Annotated in this window: 16 protein-coding genes; 7 read left to right on the forward strand and 9 right to left on the reverse strand. The window is 68.1% G+C overall.

What is annotated here, in order from left to right; all coding sequences use genetic code 11:
- Positions 1 to 156: 156 nt before the first annotated feature.
- The 4 genes from FOC84_RS29405 to FOC84_RS29420 all read left to right on the forward strand — a co-directional run bounded on the left by FOC84_RS29405 (position 157) and on the right by FOC84_RS29420 (position 3,785).
- The gene (locus FOC84_RS29405) at positions 157 to 1,098 is read left to right on the forward strand and encodes a S66 peptidase family protein (protein ID WP_173150496.1); all 942 of its coding nucleotides are present in this window, start codon (positions 157 to 159) and stop codon (positions 1,096 to 1,098) included.
- A 117-nt stretch (positions 1,099 to 1,215) separates the two neighbouring features.
- Entirely contained in the window at positions 1,216 to 1,560 is a 345-nt protein-coding gene (locus tag FOC84_RS29410) for a helix-turn-helix transcriptional regulator (RefSeq protein ID WP_173148516.1), read from the forward strand.
- Between the two features lie 12 nt (positions 1,561 to 1,572).
- On the forward strand, positions 1,573 to 2,886 hold the full coding sequence (locus FOC84_RS29415; protein ID WP_254241814.1) for a type II toxin-antitoxin system HipA family toxin: 1,314 nt from the start codon (positions 1,573 to 1,575) through the stop codon (positions 2,884 to 2,886).
- Positions 2,883 to 3,785 (forward strand): LysR family transcriptional regulator, encoded by a 903-nt coding sequence (locus FOC84_RS29420; protein ID WP_173148518.1) that lies wholly within the window; start codon positions 2,883 to 2,885, stop codon positions 3,783 to 3,785. Before FOC84_RS29415 ends, FOC84_RS29420 begins: the two co-directional genes overlap by 4 nt.
- 49 nt (positions 3,786 to 3,834) lie before the next feature.
- On the opposite strand, the gene FOC84_RS29425 is transcribed toward FOC84_RS29420, so the two are convergent.
- From FOC84_RS29425 to FOC84_RS29455, 7 genes are read right to left on the reverse strand one after another with little or no spacing between them, the layout of a single operon-like run.
- Complete coding sequence (locus tag FOC84_RS29425; RefSeq protein WP_173148520.1) at positions 3,835 to 4,704, reverse strand: alpha/beta fold hydrolase; 870 nt, start codon at positions 4,702 to 4,704, stop codon at positions 3,835 to 3,837.
- Positions 4,701 to 5,087 carry a hypothetical protein gene (locus tag FOC84_RS29430; protein WP_173148521.1) on the reverse strand — a complete coding sequence of 129 codons (387 nt, stop codon included), beginning with the start codon at positions 5,085 to 5,087 and terminating at the stop codon, positions 4,701 to 4,703. The genes FOC84_RS29425 and FOC84_RS29430 overlap by 4 nt, the downstream gene beginning before the upstream one ends.
- A gap of 9 nt (positions 5,088 to 5,096) precedes the next feature.
- Positions 5,097 to 5,897 carry an N-acyl homoserine lactonase family protein gene (locus FOC84_RS29435; protein ID WP_173148523.1) on the reverse strand — a complete coding sequence of 267 codons (801 nt, stop codon included), beginning with the start codon at positions 5,895 to 5,897 and terminating at the stop codon, positions 5,097 to 5,099.
- Positions 5,894 to 7,111: an ABC transporter substrate-binding protein gene (locus tag FOC84_RS29440; protein ID WP_173148525.1), complete on the reverse strand. Its 1,218-nt coding sequence runs from the start codon at positions 7,109 to 7,111 to the stop codon at positions 5,894 to 5,896. Before FOC84_RS29440 ends, FOC84_RS29435 begins: the two co-directional genes overlap by 4 nt.
- A 59-nt stretch (positions 7,112 to 7,170) precedes the next feature.
- Positions 7,171 to 8,613: an NAD-dependent succinate-semialdehyde dehydrogenase gene (locus FOC84_RS29445; protein ID WP_173148527.1), complete on the reverse strand. Its 1,443-nt coding sequence runs from the start codon at positions 8,611 to 8,613 to the stop codon at positions 7,171 to 7,173.
- A complete protein-coding gene (locus FOC84_RS29450; RefSeq protein WP_173148529.1) occupies positions 8,614 to 9,591 on the reverse strand; it encodes a Bug family tripartite tricarboxylate transporter substrate binding protein in 978 nt (325 codons plus the stop codon).
- Positions 9,592 to 9,650: 59 nt separating this feature from the next.
- Positions 9,651 to 10,544 carry an NAD(P)-dependent oxidoreductase gene (locus FOC84_RS29455; RefSeq protein ID WP_173148531.1) on the reverse strand — a complete coding sequence of 298 codons (894 nt, stop codon included), beginning with the start codon at positions 10,542 to 10,544 and terminating at the stop codon, positions 9,651 to 9,653.
- 226 nt (positions 10,545 to 10,770) lie between these two features.
- Here FOC84_RS29455 and FOC84_RS29460 point away from each other — a divergent pair, with 226 nt between their 5' ends.
- From FOC84_RS29460 to FOC84_RS29470, 3 genes are read left to right on the forward strand one after another with little or no spacing between them, the layout of a single operon-like run.
- On the forward strand, positions 10,771 to 12,126 hold the full coding sequence (locus FOC84_RS29460; protein ID WP_173148533.1) for an MmgE/PrpD family protein: 1,356 nt from the start codon (positions 10,771 to 10,773) through the stop codon (positions 12,124 to 12,126).
- 40 nt (positions 12,127 to 12,166) lie between these two features.
- On the forward strand, positions 12,167 to 14,248 hold the full coding sequence (locus FOC84_RS29465) for an acetate--CoA ligase family protein (RefSeq protein ID WP_254241815.1): 2,082 nt from the start codon (positions 12,167 to 12,169) through the stop codon (positions 14,246 to 14,248).
- Positions 14,249 to 14,283: 35 nt separating this feature from the next.
- Positions 14,284 to 15,435 (forward strand): acyl-CoA dehydrogenase family protein, encoded by a 1,152-nt coding sequence (locus FOC84_RS29470; protein ID WP_173148537.1) that lies wholly within the window; start codon positions 14,284 to 14,286, stop codon positions 15,433 to 15,435.
- A gap of 5 nt (positions 15,436 to 15,440) precedes the next feature.
- Here FOC84_RS29470 and FOC84_RS29475 read toward each other — a convergent pair whose 3' ends face one another.
- Positions 15,441 to 16,307: an SAM-dependent methyltransferase gene (locus tag FOC84_RS29475; protein WP_173148539.1), complete on the reverse strand. Its 867-nt coding sequence runs from the start codon at positions 16,305 to 16,307 to the stop codon at positions 15,441 to 15,443.
- A 72-nt stretch (positions 16,308 to 16,379) separates the two neighbouring features.
- Positions 16,380 to 17,678 (reverse strand): APC family permease, encoded by a 1,299-nt coding sequence (locus FOC84_RS29480; RefSeq protein WP_173150500.1) that lies wholly within the window; start codon positions 17,676 to 17,678, stop codon positions 16,380 to 16,382.
- Positions 17,679 to 17,997: the final 319 nt, after the last annotated feature.

A 17,997-nucleotide genomic window follows, 5' to 3' on the forward strand; every position in this document is an offset into this window, starting at 1 on the left:
GGCTCCGCACGCAGACGCTTTCTGATCAATGCGGCAGGCCTGGGCCTGTCCGCCGCGCTGGCAGGCTGCGCGGCGCCCAAGCCGCCGCGCCGTACGCCGCAATCGGCCAAGCCCGGACCTGCCGCGCCTCCGCTTGCCAGCGGCGCAGCCGTGCCCGTGCCCGCGCTCAAGCCCGGTGCGCACATCGCCATCGTGGCGCCTGCGTCCGCCGCGCTGGATGCCGCGGACGAGGCCGCCGAATGGCTGCTGGCGCGCGGCTATGTGCCGCAAGTCATGCCGGCTTCGCGCTCGCGGCTGGACGCCCCCTATGACTATCTGGCGGGAGCGGACGCCGACCGCCTGGCCGACCTGCACGCGGCTTTTGCCGCGCCCGACATCGGCGCCGTGTGGTGCCTGCAGGGCGGCTTCGGCTCCTGGCGCCTGCTGGACCAGCTGGACTTCGATCTGCTGCGGCGCCACCCCAAGCCTTTCATCGGCTACAGCGACATCACCGCGCTGCACCTGGCCATGCAGCGCCGCACCGGCTTCGTCACGTTCCACGGGCCGATGCTGGCGCAAGACCTGCTGGCCGGCAAGCGCGAGCCCACCGAATCGCATTTGCTGTCCATGGTCAGCGGGCAGGTCGGGCAGGGGGCATGGATCATGCCGCCTCCGTATGCCAGCGCCACGGAACTGATTCCTGGCACCGCCACCGGTCGGCTGATCGGCGGCAATCTGGCGCTGATCGGCGCGCTGATCGGGTCCGATAGCGAAATCGACACGAGCGGCGCCATTCTCTTCATCGAGGACGTCAACGAAGCCTTGCCCCGCATCGACCGGCTGTTGAGCCAGCTGGCCGCGGCCGGCAAGTTCGATGACCTCAAGGGCGTGCTGGTCGGCAACTTCACCCGCATCCTGGGGATGCCGGGCGACGATGCCCAGGCGCAAGGGCTGCTGTACCCGCTGATACTCGACCAGTTCCGCTCGCGCGGCATTCCAGTCCTGGCCGGATGGCCCAGCGGCCATGGCGATCCGAACTTGACCTTGCCTCTGGGTGCGCAGGTGACGCTGGACACCGCTCGCGGCGGACTGCGCCTGGAGCAAGCGGTAGTCGTGTAGATTTGCCTCATTAATGGTGCATAACTATTGTTTATGCACCATTAATATTCTTCGCACCTATTGTAAAAATGACTCATTAATAGTGCAAATTGGCAACTAAAGCACTATTATCAAGTCATGAAAAAGAAGATCGAACCCAGCTTCGATGCCGCCGCAGCGCTCGCCCGTATCGGCGCCAACCTCCGTACGGCCAGGCTGCGCCGCGCCGAAACCGAATCGGCGCTCGCCGCCCGCATGGGCGTGTCGCGCGCCACCGTCACGCGCCTGGAGCGCGGCGACGGCGGCGTGTCCCTGGCGCTGGCCATCGAAGCCTTGCTGCAGTACGGCTATGCGGACCAGGTCTACGCCCTGGGCGATCCCGACCTGGACGGCGTGGGCAAGCGCCTGGACGCGGTGCGCCGGCCCAGTCGGGGCAGCCGCAAGGCGCCGGCCACGCACCGCGCCGATCCCACCCAGCTTTAACGCCGGCCTATCGTGCAAACCAGAAAACACAAGTCCGTGGAAAGCGAGCTGTATGTCTACGTAGACATACGCGGCGAGGCGGTGCTGGCCGGCCTGCTGACGCTGGACGACTCGGACGAAAACCATTTCTACGCCGAGTTCACCTATGTGCAGTCCTATGTGAACGACCCGCGCGCCTTTGCGCTGGATCCGCTCAACCTGCCGCTGGCGGACGCGCGCACCACGTTCCGCACCGAAAGCCGCTACGAAACGCTGGGCGCAATCTTCGACGCCGCGCCCGACGCCTGGGGCCGCAACGTCATGCGGGTGGACAACGCCGGCGCGCGCGTGACCGAGGACGAAGTGCTGCTCAAGGGCCGCGGCATGGGCGTGGGCGCGCTGTTCTTCAGCGCCCGCCAGCTCACCCCGAACATGCGCAAGACCTACCGCCTGCCGGAACTCGGCCAGCTGGAATCGCTTGCCGACCTTCTCACCGACATCGACCAGGGCGTCAAGCCCAAGGGCCTGTACCGCGACATCCTGGGCAGCTCCTGGGACATCGGCGGGGCGCGCCCCAAGACCATCGTGCGCGACGAGCAGGGCGAAATGTGGATCGCCAAGTTTCCGCGCAAGGGGGATTCCTACGACCGCCAGCGGGTCGAGTACGCCAACCTGCAGATGGCGCGGGACATAGGCCTGACAGTGCCCGACATCCGCCTGGTCGAAACGCACCTGGGGGCCGTGCTGCTCACGCACCGCTTCGACCGCGAACAACTGCCGGCCGGGCAAGGCATTGCGGCGGCCGTCGCCCGCCGGCACTTCCTCAGCGGCGCCTCGCTCATCAGCCCATCCGCGCAGATCGGCAAACGCGAACTGGACGGAGCGCGCGGCAAGGCCACGTATTCGTACGCCCGGCTGGCCGACGTAGTCCGCCGCATATCGTCCAATCCGGTGCAGGACCTGAAGGAGCTGTACGCGCGCATGGTCCTGAACGTAGCCGTGCACAACACCGACGACCACCTGAAGAACGTCGGTTTTCTCAAGGACGAGGGCGCGCATACCTACCGCCTGTCGCCCTTGTTCGACGTGGTCACGCAGGAAGGCTCCGCCAGGCACTACCTGCACATCGGCGCAGCCGGCCGCGAAAGCTCTTTCCAGAACTGCCTGAGCGAATACCGGCGTTTCGGCCTGCGTTCCGAAGCCATCGCGCGCGACATCCTGGATCGGGTGCTGGAAGTGGCGGCACAGCGCCGGCGCTACTACGACGCGGCGGGGATGACGGCGGACGAAATCGGGCACGTGGAAGCGTCGTTGACGGCCTGGCGCCACGGTATATTGCCGGTATGAAAAAGCTGGATATCCCCGCACTGGAGATCTTCGTCGCGGCCGTCGAAGAAAAAAGCCTGTCGAAAGCGGCCGAACGCGAGAACCTGGTGACCTCCGCCGCCAGCAAGCGCGTCGCGGAACTGGAGCGGCACCTGGAGCGCACCTTGCTGCACCGGCACGGACGGGGGGTCGAGCCCACGCCGGCCGGCGCATTGCTGTACCAGCGCGCCAAGGCCATCCTGCGCAGCGTGCAATTGACGGAAAGCGCCATCAACGGCTATTCCGCCGACGGCCAGGCGAAGATCCGCCTGGCCTCCAATCCGTCCACCATCCTGCAATTCCTGCCCAGCGTGATGGGCCGCTTCCTGGCCGACCGGCGCGACGTCAGCGTGGACCTGCTCGATGCCCATAGCTACGACATTCCGCGCATGGTGGCGGAATCCTCGGTCGACATCGGCATCTATCACGCCGACCATCCGGTGCCGGGCGTGGCCTCGTTTCCCTTTCGCCGCGACCGCGTCGGGCTGGTGGTGCCGGTGGGGCACCCGTTGGCGGGACGCGGCGAGCTGTTCCTCGAAGAGGCGCTGGATTACGACCTGCTGGGCTATTTCCCGCGCCATTCGCTGGATCAGTTCCTGGCCTACGTGGGCCAGACGCTGACGCGTCCGCCCAACGTCAAATTGCAGGTGTCCAACTTCGAAACCCGCTGCCGCATGATCCGCGAAGGATTGGGCATAGGCATCGTGCCCGAAGGCATCGCCCGCAACTATCTGGCTTCGATGGGGCTGGTGCTGCTGCGCCTGCGCGACGCATGGGCCGAACGCCAGTTCTACGTCTGCGTGCGCGACGCGGCGCAGCTGGCGCGGCCCGTGGAAGAACTGCTGCGCGCCCTGACGGCGTCCGTGGCGGACGCGCCCTAGCGCCGCCGCGCAGGTTGCCGGCGAGCGGCTCGCGGCCGCCCGCCAGCCGCTACTTTCCCGCGCGAGCCGCGGCCGCTTCTGCCAACACCGGCCGCAGATACGACAAGAACCGCTCCGGATCCTCGCTCATGGGGAAATGGCCCATGCCCTCCATGATCTGCCACTTCGAGCCCGCGATGCGGCCGGCCAGGAACTCAGTGTCCTGCGGCGTGCATGAATAGTCATATTCGCCGGTGAGCAGCCACAGCGGACAGCGCTGCGTGTCGATCTGGGCCACGCGTTCCCGGATGTCGCCGTCGGCGGTGTAGAAGTGCAGGTCGCCCTTGAAGACGCCGGGCCCGCTTTGCATGTAATGCCACAGCGTTTCCCAGCGATGCTTGTCGGGACTGTCCGGGCCCACCAGGCCCGACACGATGCCGGCGCAGACTTCCCCGCCATGCACGTCGGGACGGTTCAGCCATTCCAGGTCATAGTAGGGCTCCACGTGCGCCCCCGATTGCAGGCCGATGGCCCCGCCGAAGCGTTGCGCATGCTCCAGCGCCAGATGCAGCACCATGCGGCCGCCGATGGAGCAGCCCATGACGATGGGGCGCTCCAGCGCCAGCGCGTCGGCCACGCCCAGCACGGCCTCGGCATAGTCCTTCGAGGTCAGGCGGTAGGTCTCTTCGTGCCAGCCTTCGGGCGGCGAGGATTTTCCATGCCAGGGCAGGTCGAAGGCGATGACCCGGAAGTTCCGGAGGATGTCCGGATCGTTCATCACCGCGCGGTACTGGCGGGTATCCGCGCCGGCGGTGTGCAGGCAGAGCAGGGGGGCGCCGCTACCGGCTTCCTCGACGTACACGCGGTGCTCGCGTCCGCCCAACTGCAGGCGCAGGTAGCGGCCGACGACCGGTTCGAACAAGGCTTGTTGCGGGTTCACGAGGAGGCTCCCGGAGCGCGCGGGCAGGCCAGCACCTCCTTGAAATACAGCAGGTTGGACATGAAGGGATAGAGGTCGCCCTCGGCGCGCAGGCGGCGGAACTTGATCATGGCCATCAGGTCATGAAAGCCCGGCGCCGGCCTGGGCGCCCAGTAGCGGGCCCAGTCCCCGGCTTGCGCGCGCAGCGCGAAATCCCAGCGCGGCATGACGAAGGGGCCGCGCCGCACCTGTTCGATGCGCCCGCCCGCCACCGTGATCAGGTAGGCGGTATCGCCGGCTTCCAGCAGGAATACCGTGTTCAGGTGCCGGCCCCGCCACACCAGCCGTTCGCGCGCGTTCACGGCGCCAGCCAGGCGGTGAAGAATGAAATCGTCGTCTTGCATATCGGGTTCCTAGTCAGACGGCGGCATATGCAGCCGGTAGATCCCGTCTTCCGCGTCCGCGCGCGGATAGCGCGCGGCTACCAGGGGATCATGGCCGGGCACGATGTGCGCATCGGAATCGGCCAGCGACCGGATGCGCGCATAGCCCTCCAGCATGTCGCCGACATGGAAGATGGCAGGGAAAGGGTTGTGGTCAGTGTAGTTGCGGTAGTAGTGCAGCGCGTCGGACGCCAGCACGATCCAGCCCCTTGCGGTATGCACGCGCACCACTTGCAGGCCGGGCGTATGCCCGCCGATCCGGTAGAGTTCCACGCCCGGCGCCAACGGCGTATCGCCGTCGTGAAAGCGCACCCGTCCCGCGTAGAGCCGGCGCACCACCGCCTGCACGTCGTCGGCCGAGAAAAAATGCCGCATCGCCTCGAAGCACATGTAGCGCCCCGTGGCGTAGCGCATCTCGGCATCCTGCAGATGGACTTGCGCCCGGGGGTAGGCCTCCACATTGCCCGCGTGGTCATAGTGCAGGTGGGTCAGGACGATGTCGCCGATGTCCTCCGGCGCCAGCCCCAGCCGCGCCAGCGCGGCTTCGGGCTGCAGGCTGAAGGCGCGGCCGCGGGCCCGCGCCGAGCAGGCGCTGAAGCCCGTGTCGACCAGCACCGCGCGGCCTGCGCCGCGCACCAGCCAGCAATAGAAGTCCAGCGGCATCGGCCCGTCGTGCACGTCGCCGCGCGACAGGAAATTGTCCACGGCCCGGCGCTCCACGCTGGCGTAGCGGATCGCATACACCTCATGGACGGGCGGGGCCGCGGTCATTTCTTGACCAGCTTGCACTGGCTTTCGGCCAAGGGCATGAAGGCCTGGTCGCCCGGCACCGTCTTGACGATCTTGTAATAGTCCCAGGCGGCGGTCGATTCCTGCGGCGACTTCACTTCGACCACGTAGGTATCGTGGATCAGCTTGCCGTCTTCGCGCAGGCGCGCATTGCGCGCAAAGGCGTCGCGGATGGGCATGCCGCGCAGCGTCTGCATGACGACGTCCACATTGTCCGAGCCGGATTTCTCGACCGCCCGCAGGTAATTCAGCACCGCCGAGTATTGCCCGGCCTGCAGAGCCGTGGGCATCTTGCCGGCGGCCTTGAAGAAGCGCTGCGAAAACGCCCGGGTCTCATCGTCCATGTTCCAGTAGAAGGTCTCCGCGAAGGTCATCCCCTGGGCCGCCTCCAGGCCCACGCCATGCACGTCGGTGATGCTCATCAGCATGGCGACCAGTTTCTGCCGTTCGGACAGGCCGAACTCGCGCGCCTGCTTGATCTCGTTCTGCAGGTCCGCGCCGGCGCTGGCGAAGGCCACCGCATCCGCCTTGCTGGATTGGGCGGCCAGCAGGAAAGACGCGAAGTCCGTGCCCGGGAAGGGGTAGCGGACCGTCCCCGCGACCGTGCCGCCGCCGTCCTTCACGAAGCGCATGCCGTCGCTTTCCAGCGAATGCCCGAAGGCGTAGTCCGCCGTGACGAAGTACCATTTCTTCGCACCGGCCTCGACCAGGGGCAGGGTGCCCACCTTGGCCAGCGCGTAGGTGTCGTAGACCCATTGCACGTTGTTCGGCGAGCAGTCCTTGCCGGTGATTCGGGTTGCGCCCGCGCCCGTCACCATGGTCATGCGCCCCTTTTCGCGGGCGATGTTCATCACGGCCAGGGCCACGGCGCTGTTGCCCAGCTCCGTCACCACGTCGACCTTCTCGCGGTCCATCCATTCGCGGGCGCGGCCCGCGGCCACGTCCGTCTTGTTCAGGTGGTCGGCGGAGAGCATCTCCACCGGCTTGCCCAGGACCTTGCCGCCGAAGTCCTCGATCGCGAGCTTGGTGGCGAGCACCGACCCCGGCCCGACGTTGCCCGAGTAGGCGCCGGACATGTCCGTCAACACCCCGATGCGCACGACGCCGTCCGAGATGCCATCCGCCGATGGCGTCTGTGCCTGCGCCAGTCCGGCGCCGGCGGCGAGCGCCAGCAGGACGGTGATCTGCTTGTTCATGGTTTGTCTCCCTTGCTTGGCCTATGGATTGGCCTATTGGTGGTCGGCCTATGAGCGGCCTACATCTGGCTTACGTATTTGATCTGCATGAATTCCTGCAGGCCCTCGATGCCGCCTTCCTTGCCCAGGCCGCTGTCTTTGAAGCCGCCGAAGGGCGTCTCCGGCAAGGACGCCTGGCAATGGTTCACGCAGACGACGCCGCTTTCGATGCGCTCGGTCGCGGTCCGCGCGCGGGCGGCGTCGCGCGTGTAGACGTAGGCGGCCAGGCCGAAGGGCAGGCGGTTGGCCAGCGCCAGGCCTTCATCCAGGTCGCGGAACGGGCTGACCAGCGCCAAGGGACCGAAAGGTTCGGTATGGGCGGCCAGGCTGTCGGTTCCCACGTCGCGCAGCACGGTGGGCGCCCAGAACCACCCCGGCAGATCGGGCCGGACGCCACCGGCCGCCAGTTGCGCGCCGCGCGCCAGCGCGTCGGCCACCATGGATTCCACCGCCGCCAGGCGCCTGGGGTTGGCCAGCGGCCCCATCTGCACGCCGGCGTCCAGGCCGTTGCCGACCCGCCAGCCGCGGGCGCGCTCCGCCAAGCGCGCCACAAAGCGTTCGTAGACGCCTTGCTGCACATACATGCGCGTGGGCGAGGTGCAGATCTGGCCGGAATTGCGCAGCTTGGCCGCCAGCACGGTATCGGCCGCGGCCTCGATGTCGGCGTCGTCGAACACCAGCACCGGCGCGTGGCCGCCCAGTTCCAGCGTGGCGCGCTTCAGGCCGGCCGCCGCCATCACGGCCAGCTCGCGGCCGATGGAGGTGGATCCGGTGAAGGTCACCATGCGGATCAGGGGCGACTCGATCAAGCGCCGCGAGATCTCGCCCGGATCGCCGAACAGCATGTTGAGCGTGCCCGCGGGCAGGCCGGCATCGGCCAGCGCGCGGCCGATCTCCAGCGCGATCGCGGGCGTCTCCTCGGAAGGCTTGATGACGAGGGAGCAGCCCGCGCCCAGAGCGCCCGCGATCTTGCGCGAAGGCGTGATGGCCGGGGCGTTCCAGCCGGCAAAGGCCGCCACCGGTCCCACCGGTTCCGGGATCGCCATCTGGCGGATTCCGGCGACGCGTCCCGGGATCAGGCGGCCATAGGTGCGGCGGGCTTCCTCGGCCGCCCATTCGAACATTTCGGCGGCCGTGGCCACTTCCTTTTCGGATTCGGCCAGCGGCTTGCCCAGTTCACGCGTGATCAGCCATGCCAGGCGCGGCGTGCGTTCGCGCATCAGGGCGGCCGCGCGCCGCAGGACCGCGGCGCGCTCCAGCGCGGGCGTATCGCGCCAGCGCGGAAAGCTGCGGTGCGCCGCGTCCAGCGCCGCGTCGATATCTTCCGCCGTGGCGACCGGCAGGCGGCCCAGCACCGCCTGGGTGGCGGGATCGACCACGTCCAGCGTACGGCGGTTTCCCGCCGCCTGGGCCTGGCCGCCGATCAACAGGTTCAGTTCGGGATACTGCAAAGAGTTGTCCATTCATTCCGCCTTGGCGATGTTGCCGTCCTGGATCACTTGCGCCCAGCGCTCGGTCTGGGTACGGATGTGCTGCGCGAAATCATCGGCGCTGCCCGTCATTGGGAACTGGCCCAGTTTCAGCAGCGCATCGCGCGTCTCGGCCGTGCCCATGATCTTGTTGACCGCTGCGTTCAGTCTTAGGGTCACGTCGGGCGGCAGCCCCGCGGGCGCGAGCACGCCGTTCCAGGGTTCGGCCGTGAAACCCGGGATCCCCGCGGCTTGCGCCACGGTGGGCACGCCTGGCGCGACGGGCGAGGGTTCCGCGCTGGCGATCGCCAACGCCCGCAACTTGCCGGCCTGCACCTGCGGCATGGCCGCGATCGCGCTCAGGAATGCCATGTCGACCCGGCCCGCGACCAGGTCGGCGATGGCGGCGGAATCGCCCTTGTACGGCACATGCGTGATGTCGACCTTGGAGGCGCTCTTGAACCATTCGCCCGCCAGATGATTGACCGCGCCGCTGCCCGCCGACGCGAAGGTCAGGGTCCCGGGCTTCTGGCGCGCCCCGGCGATCAGTTCCTGCACGGTATTGAAGGAAGAGCTGGACGGCACGACCAGCAGGTAGGGATAGCTGGCCACCAGCGCCACGGGCTGGAAGTCCTTCAGCACCTGATAGTCGACCTTCTGCTTGTAGACGGGTTCGATGGACAGGGTGCCGCTGCTGCCCAGCATCAGCGTGTAGCCGTCGGCCGCGGCACGCTTGACCGATTGCACCGCGACCACGCCATTGGCGCCCGCGCGGTTTTCGACCACCACGGTCTGGCCCAATTCCGTCTCGAGCTTGCGCGCCAGGTATCGGCCCACCGCGTCGGTCGGGCCGCCCGCGGTAAAGCCGATGACCAGCGTGACGGGCTTGGCGGGATAGCCGGCCGCGGCCGAGTTGAAGCTGATGGCGGCGGCGAGCGCAGGCAGCGCCCACCTGGCAAATAGTGATTTCATCGTTTTCTCAGAGTAGGGAGGAGCGGCGCGGGTTGCGCCGCCCGGCGCAGCGGGCGGGTTTATTCGTAGCCGCGCTCGATCAGCTTGACCATCACCGGGTAGTACTCCTTGACGTAGCCGGCCGCGCGGGTGCGCTCCAGCAGGTCATGCGTCAGCTTGGCCGAACGCGCGTCCACCTCTCCCTGCCTGGCCAGCTCCAGCGCCAGCAGGATGTCCTTGATGGCGTACTCGGTGGGGAAGGTCTTTTCGGGATAGTTTTCGGCCGCCAGCGCCTTCTGGCCGGGATTGCGCAGCACGAAGCTGTCCGCCGACCCCTTGCTCAGCGCGTCCAGCAGTAGCGCGCCGTCCACGCCGGCGCTGCGGCCTATCGTGATGGCCTCGGCCAGCGCATGCACCGTCATGAAAACCACCATGTTGTTCATGATCTTGACCACCTGGCCGTTGCCCACGCCGCCGCAGCGCAGCACGTCCGTGCCCATGCAGGACAGATAGGGCAGCACGGTCTCGTAGTCTTCGGGCGTGGCGCCCACGGTGATCATCAGCGTGCCCAGCCTGGCGGCCTCGCGCATGCGGGCGACGGGCGCATCGATCAGCAGAATGCCGTGAGCCCGCAGCGTCTCGGCCAGCTGGCGCGTGCGGGTGACGTCGCTGGTGCTCATGTCCACCACGATGCGCACGCGTCCAGCCGCTTCCACCAGGCCTCCCGGCCCGGTGCACACCTGTTCCACCTGCACGATGCTGGGCAAGGACAGGAACACGATCTCCGCGCTTTGGGCCACCTCGATGATGGAGGCGCAGGCGCGGCCGCCGAGCGCCCCGATCCGGGCTACCGGTTCGGCGCTGATATCGGTCACGTAGACGGGATGGCCGGACTTTCGGACCAGGTTGGCGCACATGGGTTCGCCCATCACGCCCAGGCCGATGAAGCCCAGCGGGGTCTTGCTGTCACTCATTACTTCCTCCTTTGTGTCGCGGGTTTTTTAGTTGTTGCATGCAGCTTACGGAGCGCGCCGGGCCGCCGGTATGAAAAATTGGCAACGCAACGTTCTCCAATTCCGTCCCCCCAGGAACAAGAACGCTCGTTTTCCTTTTTATCAACGCAGGCCGCCCACGCACGCCTAGAGTGATCGGCAGACACGAGCGACGCGCCGCCGCGCCGCGACAACAACGGAGACACGCATGTTGCTGGACACGATTGCGGCCTATGGCGCGCACGACACCCGGGCCAGATTGCCCGACGAAGTCATCCACCACGCCAAACGCGCCTTCCTGGACTGGCTGGCAGCGCTGTATCCCGGCACGCGCACCCAGCCATGCCTGCAGTTGCTAGGCGCCCATGGGGCGGAGCTGGGTTCGGGGCGGTCCAGCCTGCCGGGATGCGCCACCACGGCATTTCCGGTCACGGCGGCCTGGATCAACGGCAGCGTGTCCCATGCCGTCGAGTTCGACGACATCTACCGCGACGCGATCTACCATCCGGGCTGCCCGACCATCTCGGCGGCGCTGGCGCTGGCCGAGGACGCCGATGCCAGCGGCCGGGAACTGCTGAACGCCATCGTGGTGGGGTATGAAATCTCGACCCGCATCGGCGCAGCGGTCCAACCCGCCCATTACCGCTACTTCCATACCACCGGCACGGTAGGCTGCTTCGGCGGCGCGGCGGCCGCGGCGGCCCTGTGCGCGCCGGGGGACGCCGGGGTCATGCTGCACGCGCTGGCCACGGCCGGCACGTTCGCCAGCGGCTTGCAGCAGGCCTTCCGCTCGGACGCCATGAGCAAGGCGCTGCATGCGGGCCATGCGGCCGCGGTCGGCGTGCGCGCAGGGCAGGGCGCGGCCCACGGCATTACCGGCGTGCGCGACATCCTGGAAGGCGAAGTCGGCTTCGGCGCCGCGCTGGCGCAGGATCCGGACTGGAGCCTGGCGGTCGATGGACTGGGCGCGCGCTACAACATCCTCAGCATCACCCAGAAGAACCACGGCTGCTGCGGCCACACGTTTGCCGCGATCGACGGCGCATTGGCGCTGCGGCAACGCGGCGTGCGCGCGGACGACATCGCATCCTTGCGCGTGGACGCCTACCAGACAGCCCTGGACGTGACCGGCAACTTCGCCCCGGCCACCGCCTTCGAGGCCAAGTTCAGCCTGCCCTATGTAGTGGCGCACGCCCTGGTCCACGGCTCGGTGCGCCTGGATGCCTTCGAGCCGCAGCGCCTGCGGGATCCGCGGGTGCGCCAGCTGATGCAGAAACTGGAGCTGCGGGCCGATGCCGCGCTGAGCGCCGGTTTTCCGAAGATGCGGGCGGCGCGCGTATCCATCACCACCTGCGGCGGCCAGACCCTGGAACACCATTCCCCTTACCGCAAGGGCGACCCGGAGTCGCCGCTGTCCGACGCCGACCTGAACGACAAGTTCGAGGAACTGGCGGGGCCGGTGCTCGGCGGCGCCCGCGCCCGGGCCCTGCGCGATGCGGTCTGGCGCCTGGACGCCATGCCCGTGCGCGCCCTGCGGCTGGCCGCCGACATGCCGCAGCCTTGACGCATTTCCCCTCAGCCCATCCATGACACCTGCCTCATCCATGTCAGACATTTCTTTTGCAGACGCGCTCCTGTCGCCCCGATCCATCGCCCTGGTGGGCGCTTCCGGCGACGCGCGCAAGAACACCGCCCGGCCGCTCCGCTTCATGCGCAAGCACGGCTATGCCGGCGCGGTCTATCCCATCAACGCGGGGCGCGCGGAAATCCTGGGCGAGCAAGCCTATCCCTCCCTGGCCGGCCTGCCTGGTCCGGTCGACCATGTGTTCGTCATGATCCCGGGCGGCGAGGTCGCGGCCGTGCTGGATCAATGCGCCCAGGCCGGCGCCAAGGTGGTGACCATCTATTCCGACGGTTTCGGCGAGGCCGGCCCCGAAGGCCAGGCGCGCCAGGCGGCGCTGGTGGCGCAAGCCCGCAAGCTGGGTTTGCGCCTGCTGGGCCCCAACAGCATCGGCTGCGCCAACCTGCATACCGGCGGCATTCTTTCGGTCAACGCGGCGTTCGAGGCGGACACCCTGCTGGCGGGCGATATCAGCCTGGTGTCGCAAAGCGGCTCCATGATGGGATCGCTGCTGTCGCGCGCGGCGGCGCGCGGCTTCGGCTTCGCCAAGTCGGTCTCCGTCGGCAACGAAAGCGACATCACGGTGGGCGAAGTGGTCGATGCGCTGGTCGACGATCCGCAAAGCAAGGCCATCCTGCTGTTCCTGGAAACGCTGCGCGACGCCGCCACGCTGGGCCGGGCGCTGACGCGGGCGCGGGCCGCGGGCAAGCCCGTGATCGCCTACAAGCTGGGGCGCTCGGAACAGGGCGACGCGCTGGCTCAGTCCCACACCGGCGCGATGGCGGGCAACGACGTCGCGGTCGATGCCTTCCTCAGAGCCTATGGCGTCATGCGCGTGCGCAACCTGGAGACGCTGTTCGAGCTAGCGCCACTGGCGTCCCGCCATGCCCGCGATGGCAGTGCGTTGCGCGCGCCGGACCAGCCGGCGCGGGTCGCGGTGATCACCACGACGGGCGGCGGCGCGGCGACGGTGGTGGACAACTTGGGACTGCATGGCATGGTGGCCGTGGCGCCGCCCGCCGACTTCGTGCGCGATATCGCCGAACAGGGACTGCGCATCCGCGAAACCCCGGTCATCGACCTGACCCTGGCGGCCAGCAGCGCCCAATACAAGATGCTGCTGGAGCATTTGCTGCGCGCCAACTGGTGCGATGCGGTGCTGAGCGTGGTCGGTTCGTCCGCGCAGTTTCATCCCGGGCTGGCGGTCAAGCCGCTGCTGGAAGCCGACAAACCGGCGGACAAACCCTTGGCGGTGTTTCTGGCGCCCGAGGCGCCCGAGTCGCTGGCGCTGCTGCGCGCGGGCGGCATCGCCGCGTTCCGCACGCCGGAGGCTTGCGCGGACGCGCTGGCGGTGTTCTTCGCCACGGACGGCAGGCCGCCGGCCAGCGGCGCGCCGTACATCTGGCCGGCCGCGCTGCCGCGTTCGGGCATGTTGAGCGAGCACGAGGCCGGCGCCTTGTTCCGCAGCCTGGGCGTGCCCGTGGCGCAGGGCCAGCTTGCCGACCCGGCCACGCTGGCGCATGCCGTGCCGTATCCCGTCGTCGCCAAGGTCTGCTCGCGCGATCTGGCGCACAAGACGGAACTGGGCGCCGTGCGCGTCGGCATCGCCGACGGCGACGCGTTGCGCGACGCGGCCAGCGAAATGCTGGAGAACGTCCGGCGCCGGGCGCCCGGCGCGCGGGTCGACGGCATCCTGGTGCAGCCCATGGAGACGCGCCTGATCGAAATGATCCTGGGCTACCGCCATGATCCCCTGGTCGGCCCGACCGTGCTGCTGGGCGCGGGCGGCATCGCCGCCGAACTGTCGCCCGACTACACCGTGCGCCTGGCCCCGGTGGACGAGGAAGAAGCCCGCCGGATGATTCTCGAAGTCCGCCAGACCCGGCTGATACGCGGCTTTCGCGGCCTGCCACCAGGCGATTGCGATGCCTTGGCCCGCGCCATCGCGGCGTTCTCGCGCCTGGCCTGCGCGGCCGGCGTGCGCGTCGAGGAAGCCGAGATCAACCCCTTGTTCGTCCGCGCCGATGGCGTGGTCGCCGTCGATGGCCTGGCCCGCCTCGCCTGACGCCCAATCCGATTACCCCTTACCAGGAAGCAAAGATGGATTTCAACCTGACTCCGGAACAACAGGACTTTCAAGCCGCCGTGCGCCGCTTTGCGCAAGCCGAACTGCGCGACGGCGCGGTCGAGCGCGCGCATTCCGACGACTACCCCTGGGACGTCGCCCGCAAGATGGCCCGCCAGGGCCTGCTGGGCATCACCATTACCGAGGCGGACGGCGGCGTGGGCGGCTCGCTGATGGACGCCGTCATCGCCATCGAAACCGTTGCCTCGGTGTGTCCGCGCAGCGCCGACGTGGTGCAGGCCGGCAACTTCGGCGCCATCCGCGTGCTGGCCGAATATGGCAGCGCGCTGCAAAAGCAGAAATACCTGAGCGCGCTGCTGGCGGGAGAAGGGCTGATCTCGGTGGGCATGACGGAGCCGGACGCCGGCTCGGCGGTGACCGAACTCAAGACCAGCGCCACGCGGGCCGATGGCGGCTGGCGCATCAACGGCACCAAGATCTTCACCACGCACGGCCCGCATGCCAGCGTCATCCTGACCTACGTGCGTTTCGGGCCGGGCACGGGCGGCATCGGTTCGGTGCTGATCGACACCAAGGCTGACGGCGTCAAGCTGGGCAAGCGCTCGGCCTTCATGTCGGGCGAGGAATGGGTGGAGATCTTCTTCGACAACGTCTTCGTCGCCGACGACATGGTGGTGCTGGGAGAGGGCGGCTTCAAGAAACAGATCGCCGGCTTCAACGTGGAACGCATCGGCAACACCGCGCGCTCGCTGGCCCTGGGCCGCTATGCCTATGAAGAAGCGCGCAATTGGGCCATGCAGCGCAAGCAGTTCGGCCGCCTGCTGTGCGAGTTCCAGGGACTGCAATGGAAGTTCGCCGACATGCGCATCAAGCTCGATGCGGCCCAGCTGCTGCTGTACCGCGCCGCCAGCGCGGCCGATACCGGCTTTCCGTCAGCCACGGAGACCGCCATCGCCAAGGCCTATTGCAACCAGATCGGTTTCGACGTCGCCAACGACGCCCTGCAGGTGCTGGGCGGCCTGGGCTACAGCCGCGAATCGCTGGTCGAATACTGCGTGCGGCGCTGCCGCGGCTGGATGATCGCCGGCGGCTCGATCGAGATCCTGAAGAACCGCATCGCCGAGGGCATCTTCGAGCGCAGCTTCCCGCAGCGGCCGCCGCGCTAGGGCCGCTACACCCGCTTGGCCGACCAGCTCCCGCGGCCCGCGGCGCTGCCGCTCATCTGCTTGCCGTTGACCGTTCCGGTGTAGCGCACGCCGTTGGCCACAAAGGAGATCTCGCTGCCGTTCAGGCGCGCTTCCGAGATCGGCGCGCTGCCCAGTTTGCCGGATAGGCGCTGGTAGCGCTGCTCCAACTGCAGGGGCTGGCCGTCCACCTCCCAGTTGCCCGCCACCTTGGCGGGCACGATCCACAGGAGCGCCGTGCAGTAAGTGCTGCAGTCCTGCTTGATCGTCTCTTCCGCGTCCGGCTCCCAATCACCCATGCGGAAGGAGTTCGACACGATCCGGGTGCCGGGCGCCAGTTCCAGCAGCTTGGGCCGCAGCTTTTCGTTGATGGTCGACAGCAGGAACATGGTGATGACGTCCGCTTGCGACAGATCGGTGGCGAACAGGTCGGCGGTCAGGAACGTGGCGCGGTCTGCCACGCCGGCGCGCTCCGCGTTGCGGCGCGACAGCTCGACCAGGTCCGGGTTGTATTCGATGCCCTGGGCCGTGAGGCCGCGCTGCGCCGCCGTGATCACGGTGCGGCCGTCGCCCGAACCGAGGTCCATCAGCCGGTCCTTGGGGGTGACCTTGGCCATGTCCAGCATGGTGTCGACCAGGGTCTGCGGGGTGGGCACCCAGATGACGTCCTTGCCCTCCTGGCCGACGTCGGGCACGTATTCCTTCTGTTCCGAGGACTGCGCCGCGGTGGCGCTCAACACCGGTAGCGGGGCGCAGGCCAGGGCCAGCGCCGCCGCCGAGGCGAGCAGGGCGCCGCGCAGCCGCGGCGGGTTTGCCCGGGCGGCGGGCCTGAAGGACGGGATCGCGATTGGCATGATGTGGACTCCTTGCAGGTAAGGCATGCGGACGGGCTGGCCTTGCTCGGCCGCCGCCCCGGGGAAACCAGGCTAGGCCTGCTGCCGCGGCGGACCCAGCAGGCGCAGCAGCGGCAGGCCCGCGGCCAGCACCGCCAACCCGATCAGCGCGCCGGCGCCGGCATACATGGCGCTGGAATACACCAGCCCGGCGCAGGTCAGCGCCAGCAGCAGCGGGGGCAGGGGATAGAGCGGCACGCGGAACGGGCGCGGACGATCGGGATCGATGCGCCGCAGGCGCCACACCGAGGCCGCGACCAGCAGCATGAAGATCCAGAAAACCGGCGCGGTATAGGCGACCAGGGTCTGCACGCTGTTCTGGCTGAACGCGCCCAGCCCAATCAGCGCCAGCGTGATCGCGCCCTGCGCCAGCAGCGCAGACGCGGGCGTCTCGCCCTGCGCGTTCCAGGCCGCCAGCGCGCGCAAGCGCGGCACGTCGCGGCCCAGCGCGCAGTACACGCGCGCGCCGGTGATGATGGTGCCGTTGATGGTGCTGAGCGCCGTGGCGCAGATCGTCAGGCTGAGCAGAGCCGCGGCGTAAGGGCCGGCCGCCAGTTGCATCACGTCCGCGCCCAGCGCCGGCGTGTCGCGCAGCCCCTGCAGGCCGAAGATCTCCAGCAGCGCCAGATTGGTCAGCACGTAGGCGCTGGTCACCAGCAGCGTGCCGATCAGCAGCACCCGGCTCATGTTGCGCCCCGGGTCGCGCAGTTCGCCGCTGAGGTAGGCGGCCTCGTTCCAGCCGCCATAGGTCAGCAGCACGAACACCATGCCCATGCCCAGCAGACCCGCGGTGTTGCCCGTCAGCGGCGCCGGCTCGGCAGTGGAGCGCAGCGGGCTGTCTCCCGCTGCGGCCAGGCTGGCGATCAGCACCGCCGCCAAGGCCGCCACCGTCAGCGCGGTGAACAGCCATTGCAGGCGTTTCGAGTAGCGCGTGCCGGCCACGTTCAAGGCTGTCAGCGCCACCACCGCTATCGCCGCATGCAGGGCAGGGCCGTACGCACCCAGCGGCGCGAGACGTTGCGCGTAGTCGCCATAGATGTAGGCCACGACCGCGATGGCGCCGGTCTGGATGACGGAGCAGCGCGCCCACGCGAACATCAGTCCCACCTGCCGGCCCCAGGCGCGTGTCAGGTATAGATACTCGCCGCCGGCGCCAGGATAGGCCGAGCCCAGCTCCGCGTAGCACAGCGCGCCGACCAGCATCACCAGGCCGCCCGCGCACCAGAGCCCGATATAGGCCGCCTCGGAACCCGCGTGCTGCGCGACCAGCGGCGGGAAGCCGAAGATGCCGATCCCGATCACCACGCCCACCAGCACCATGGTGGCGTCCATCACCGACAGGCCAACCGGCGCGCGCGGCTGGAGCAGCAGGGCCGGATTCGTGGACGAGCGCAGGGTGGGCTGTGTCATCGGAGGCTCTCGGTTGGGCGCGGGAAGAAGGCGCCATTCGGGGACGGTGCCTGACAATCACCTGAACAATTTGCGACCGGTTTCCGAACAGGAAAGTTTCTCCGGGTTTTCCCGGAAAAGGCGTTGATTTCGCGAATTCAGCGATGATTCAGCATGATCCAATTTCTTATATTATTGCTTTAACTATTTGATAATTAATTATTTTTGTATATTTTTAAAGTGTTTTATTTAAAGTGATTTC

It is taken from the genome of Achromobacter pestifer (assembly GCF_013267355.1).
GTDB classification, from domain to species: Bacteria; Pseudomonadota; Gammaproteobacteria; order Burkholderiales; family Burkholderiaceae_B; genus Achromobacter; species Achromobacter pestifer_A.

What these genes read in the sequence shown, in the direction of transcription:
- FOC84_RS29410 (WP_173148516.1), top strand. Translation starts at nt 1,216, where the DNA reads ATGAAAAAGAAGATCGAACCCAGCTTCGATGCCGCCGCAGCGCTCGCC.
- FOC84_RS29420 (WP_173148518.1), top strand. Translation starts at nt 2,883, where the DNA reads ATGAAAAAGCTGGATATCCCCGCACTGGAGATCTTCGTCGCGGCCGTC.
- FOC84_RS29430 (WP_173148521.1), bottom strand. Translation starts at nt 5,087, where the DNA reads ATGCAAGACGACGATTTCATTCTTCACCGCCTGGCTGGCGCCGTGAAC.
- FOC84_RS29435 (WP_173148523.1), bottom strand. Translation starts at nt 5,897, where the DNA reads ATGACCGCGGCCCCGCCCGTCCATGAGGTGTATGCGATCCGCTACGCC.
- FOC84_RS29440 (WP_173148525.1), bottom strand. Translation starts at nt 7,111, where the DNA reads ATGAACAAGCAGATCACCGTCCTGCTGGCGCTCGCCGCCGGCGCCGGA.
- FOC84_RS29445 (WP_173148527.1), bottom strand. Translation starts at nt 8,613, where the DNA reads ATGGACAACTCTTTGCAGTATCCCGAACTGAACCTGTTGATCGGCGGC.
- FOC84_RS29450 (WP_173148529.1), bottom strand. Translation starts at nt 9,591, where the DNA reads ATGAAATCACTATTTGCCAGGTGGGCGCTGCCTGCGCTCGCCGCCGCC.
- FOC84_RS29455 (WP_173148531.1), bottom strand. Translation starts at nt 10,544, where the DNA reads ATGAGTGACAGCAAGACCCCGCTGGGCTTCATCGGCCTGGGCGTGATG.
- FOC84_RS29460 (WP_173148533.1), top strand. Translation starts at nt 10,771, where the DNA reads ATGTTGCTGGACACGATTGCGGCCTATGGCGCGCACGACACCCGGGCC.
- FOC84_RS29465 (WP_254241815.1), top strand. Translation starts at nt 12,167, where the DNA reads ATGTCAGACATTTCTTTTGCAGACGCGCTCCTGTCGCCCCGATCCATC.
- FOC84_RS29470 (WP_173148537.1), top strand. Translation starts at nt 14,284, where the DNA reads ATGGATTTCAACCTGACTCCGGAACAACAGGACTTTCAAGCCGCCGTG.
- FOC84_RS29475 (WP_173148539.1), bottom strand. Translation starts at nt 16,307, where the DNA reads ATGCCAATCGCGATCCCGTCCTTCAGGCCCGCCGCCCGGGCAAACCCG.
- FOC84_RS29480 (WP_173150500.1), bottom strand. Translation starts at nt 17,678, where the DNA reads ATGGACGCCACCATGGTGCTGGTGGGCGTGGTGATCGGGATCGGCATC.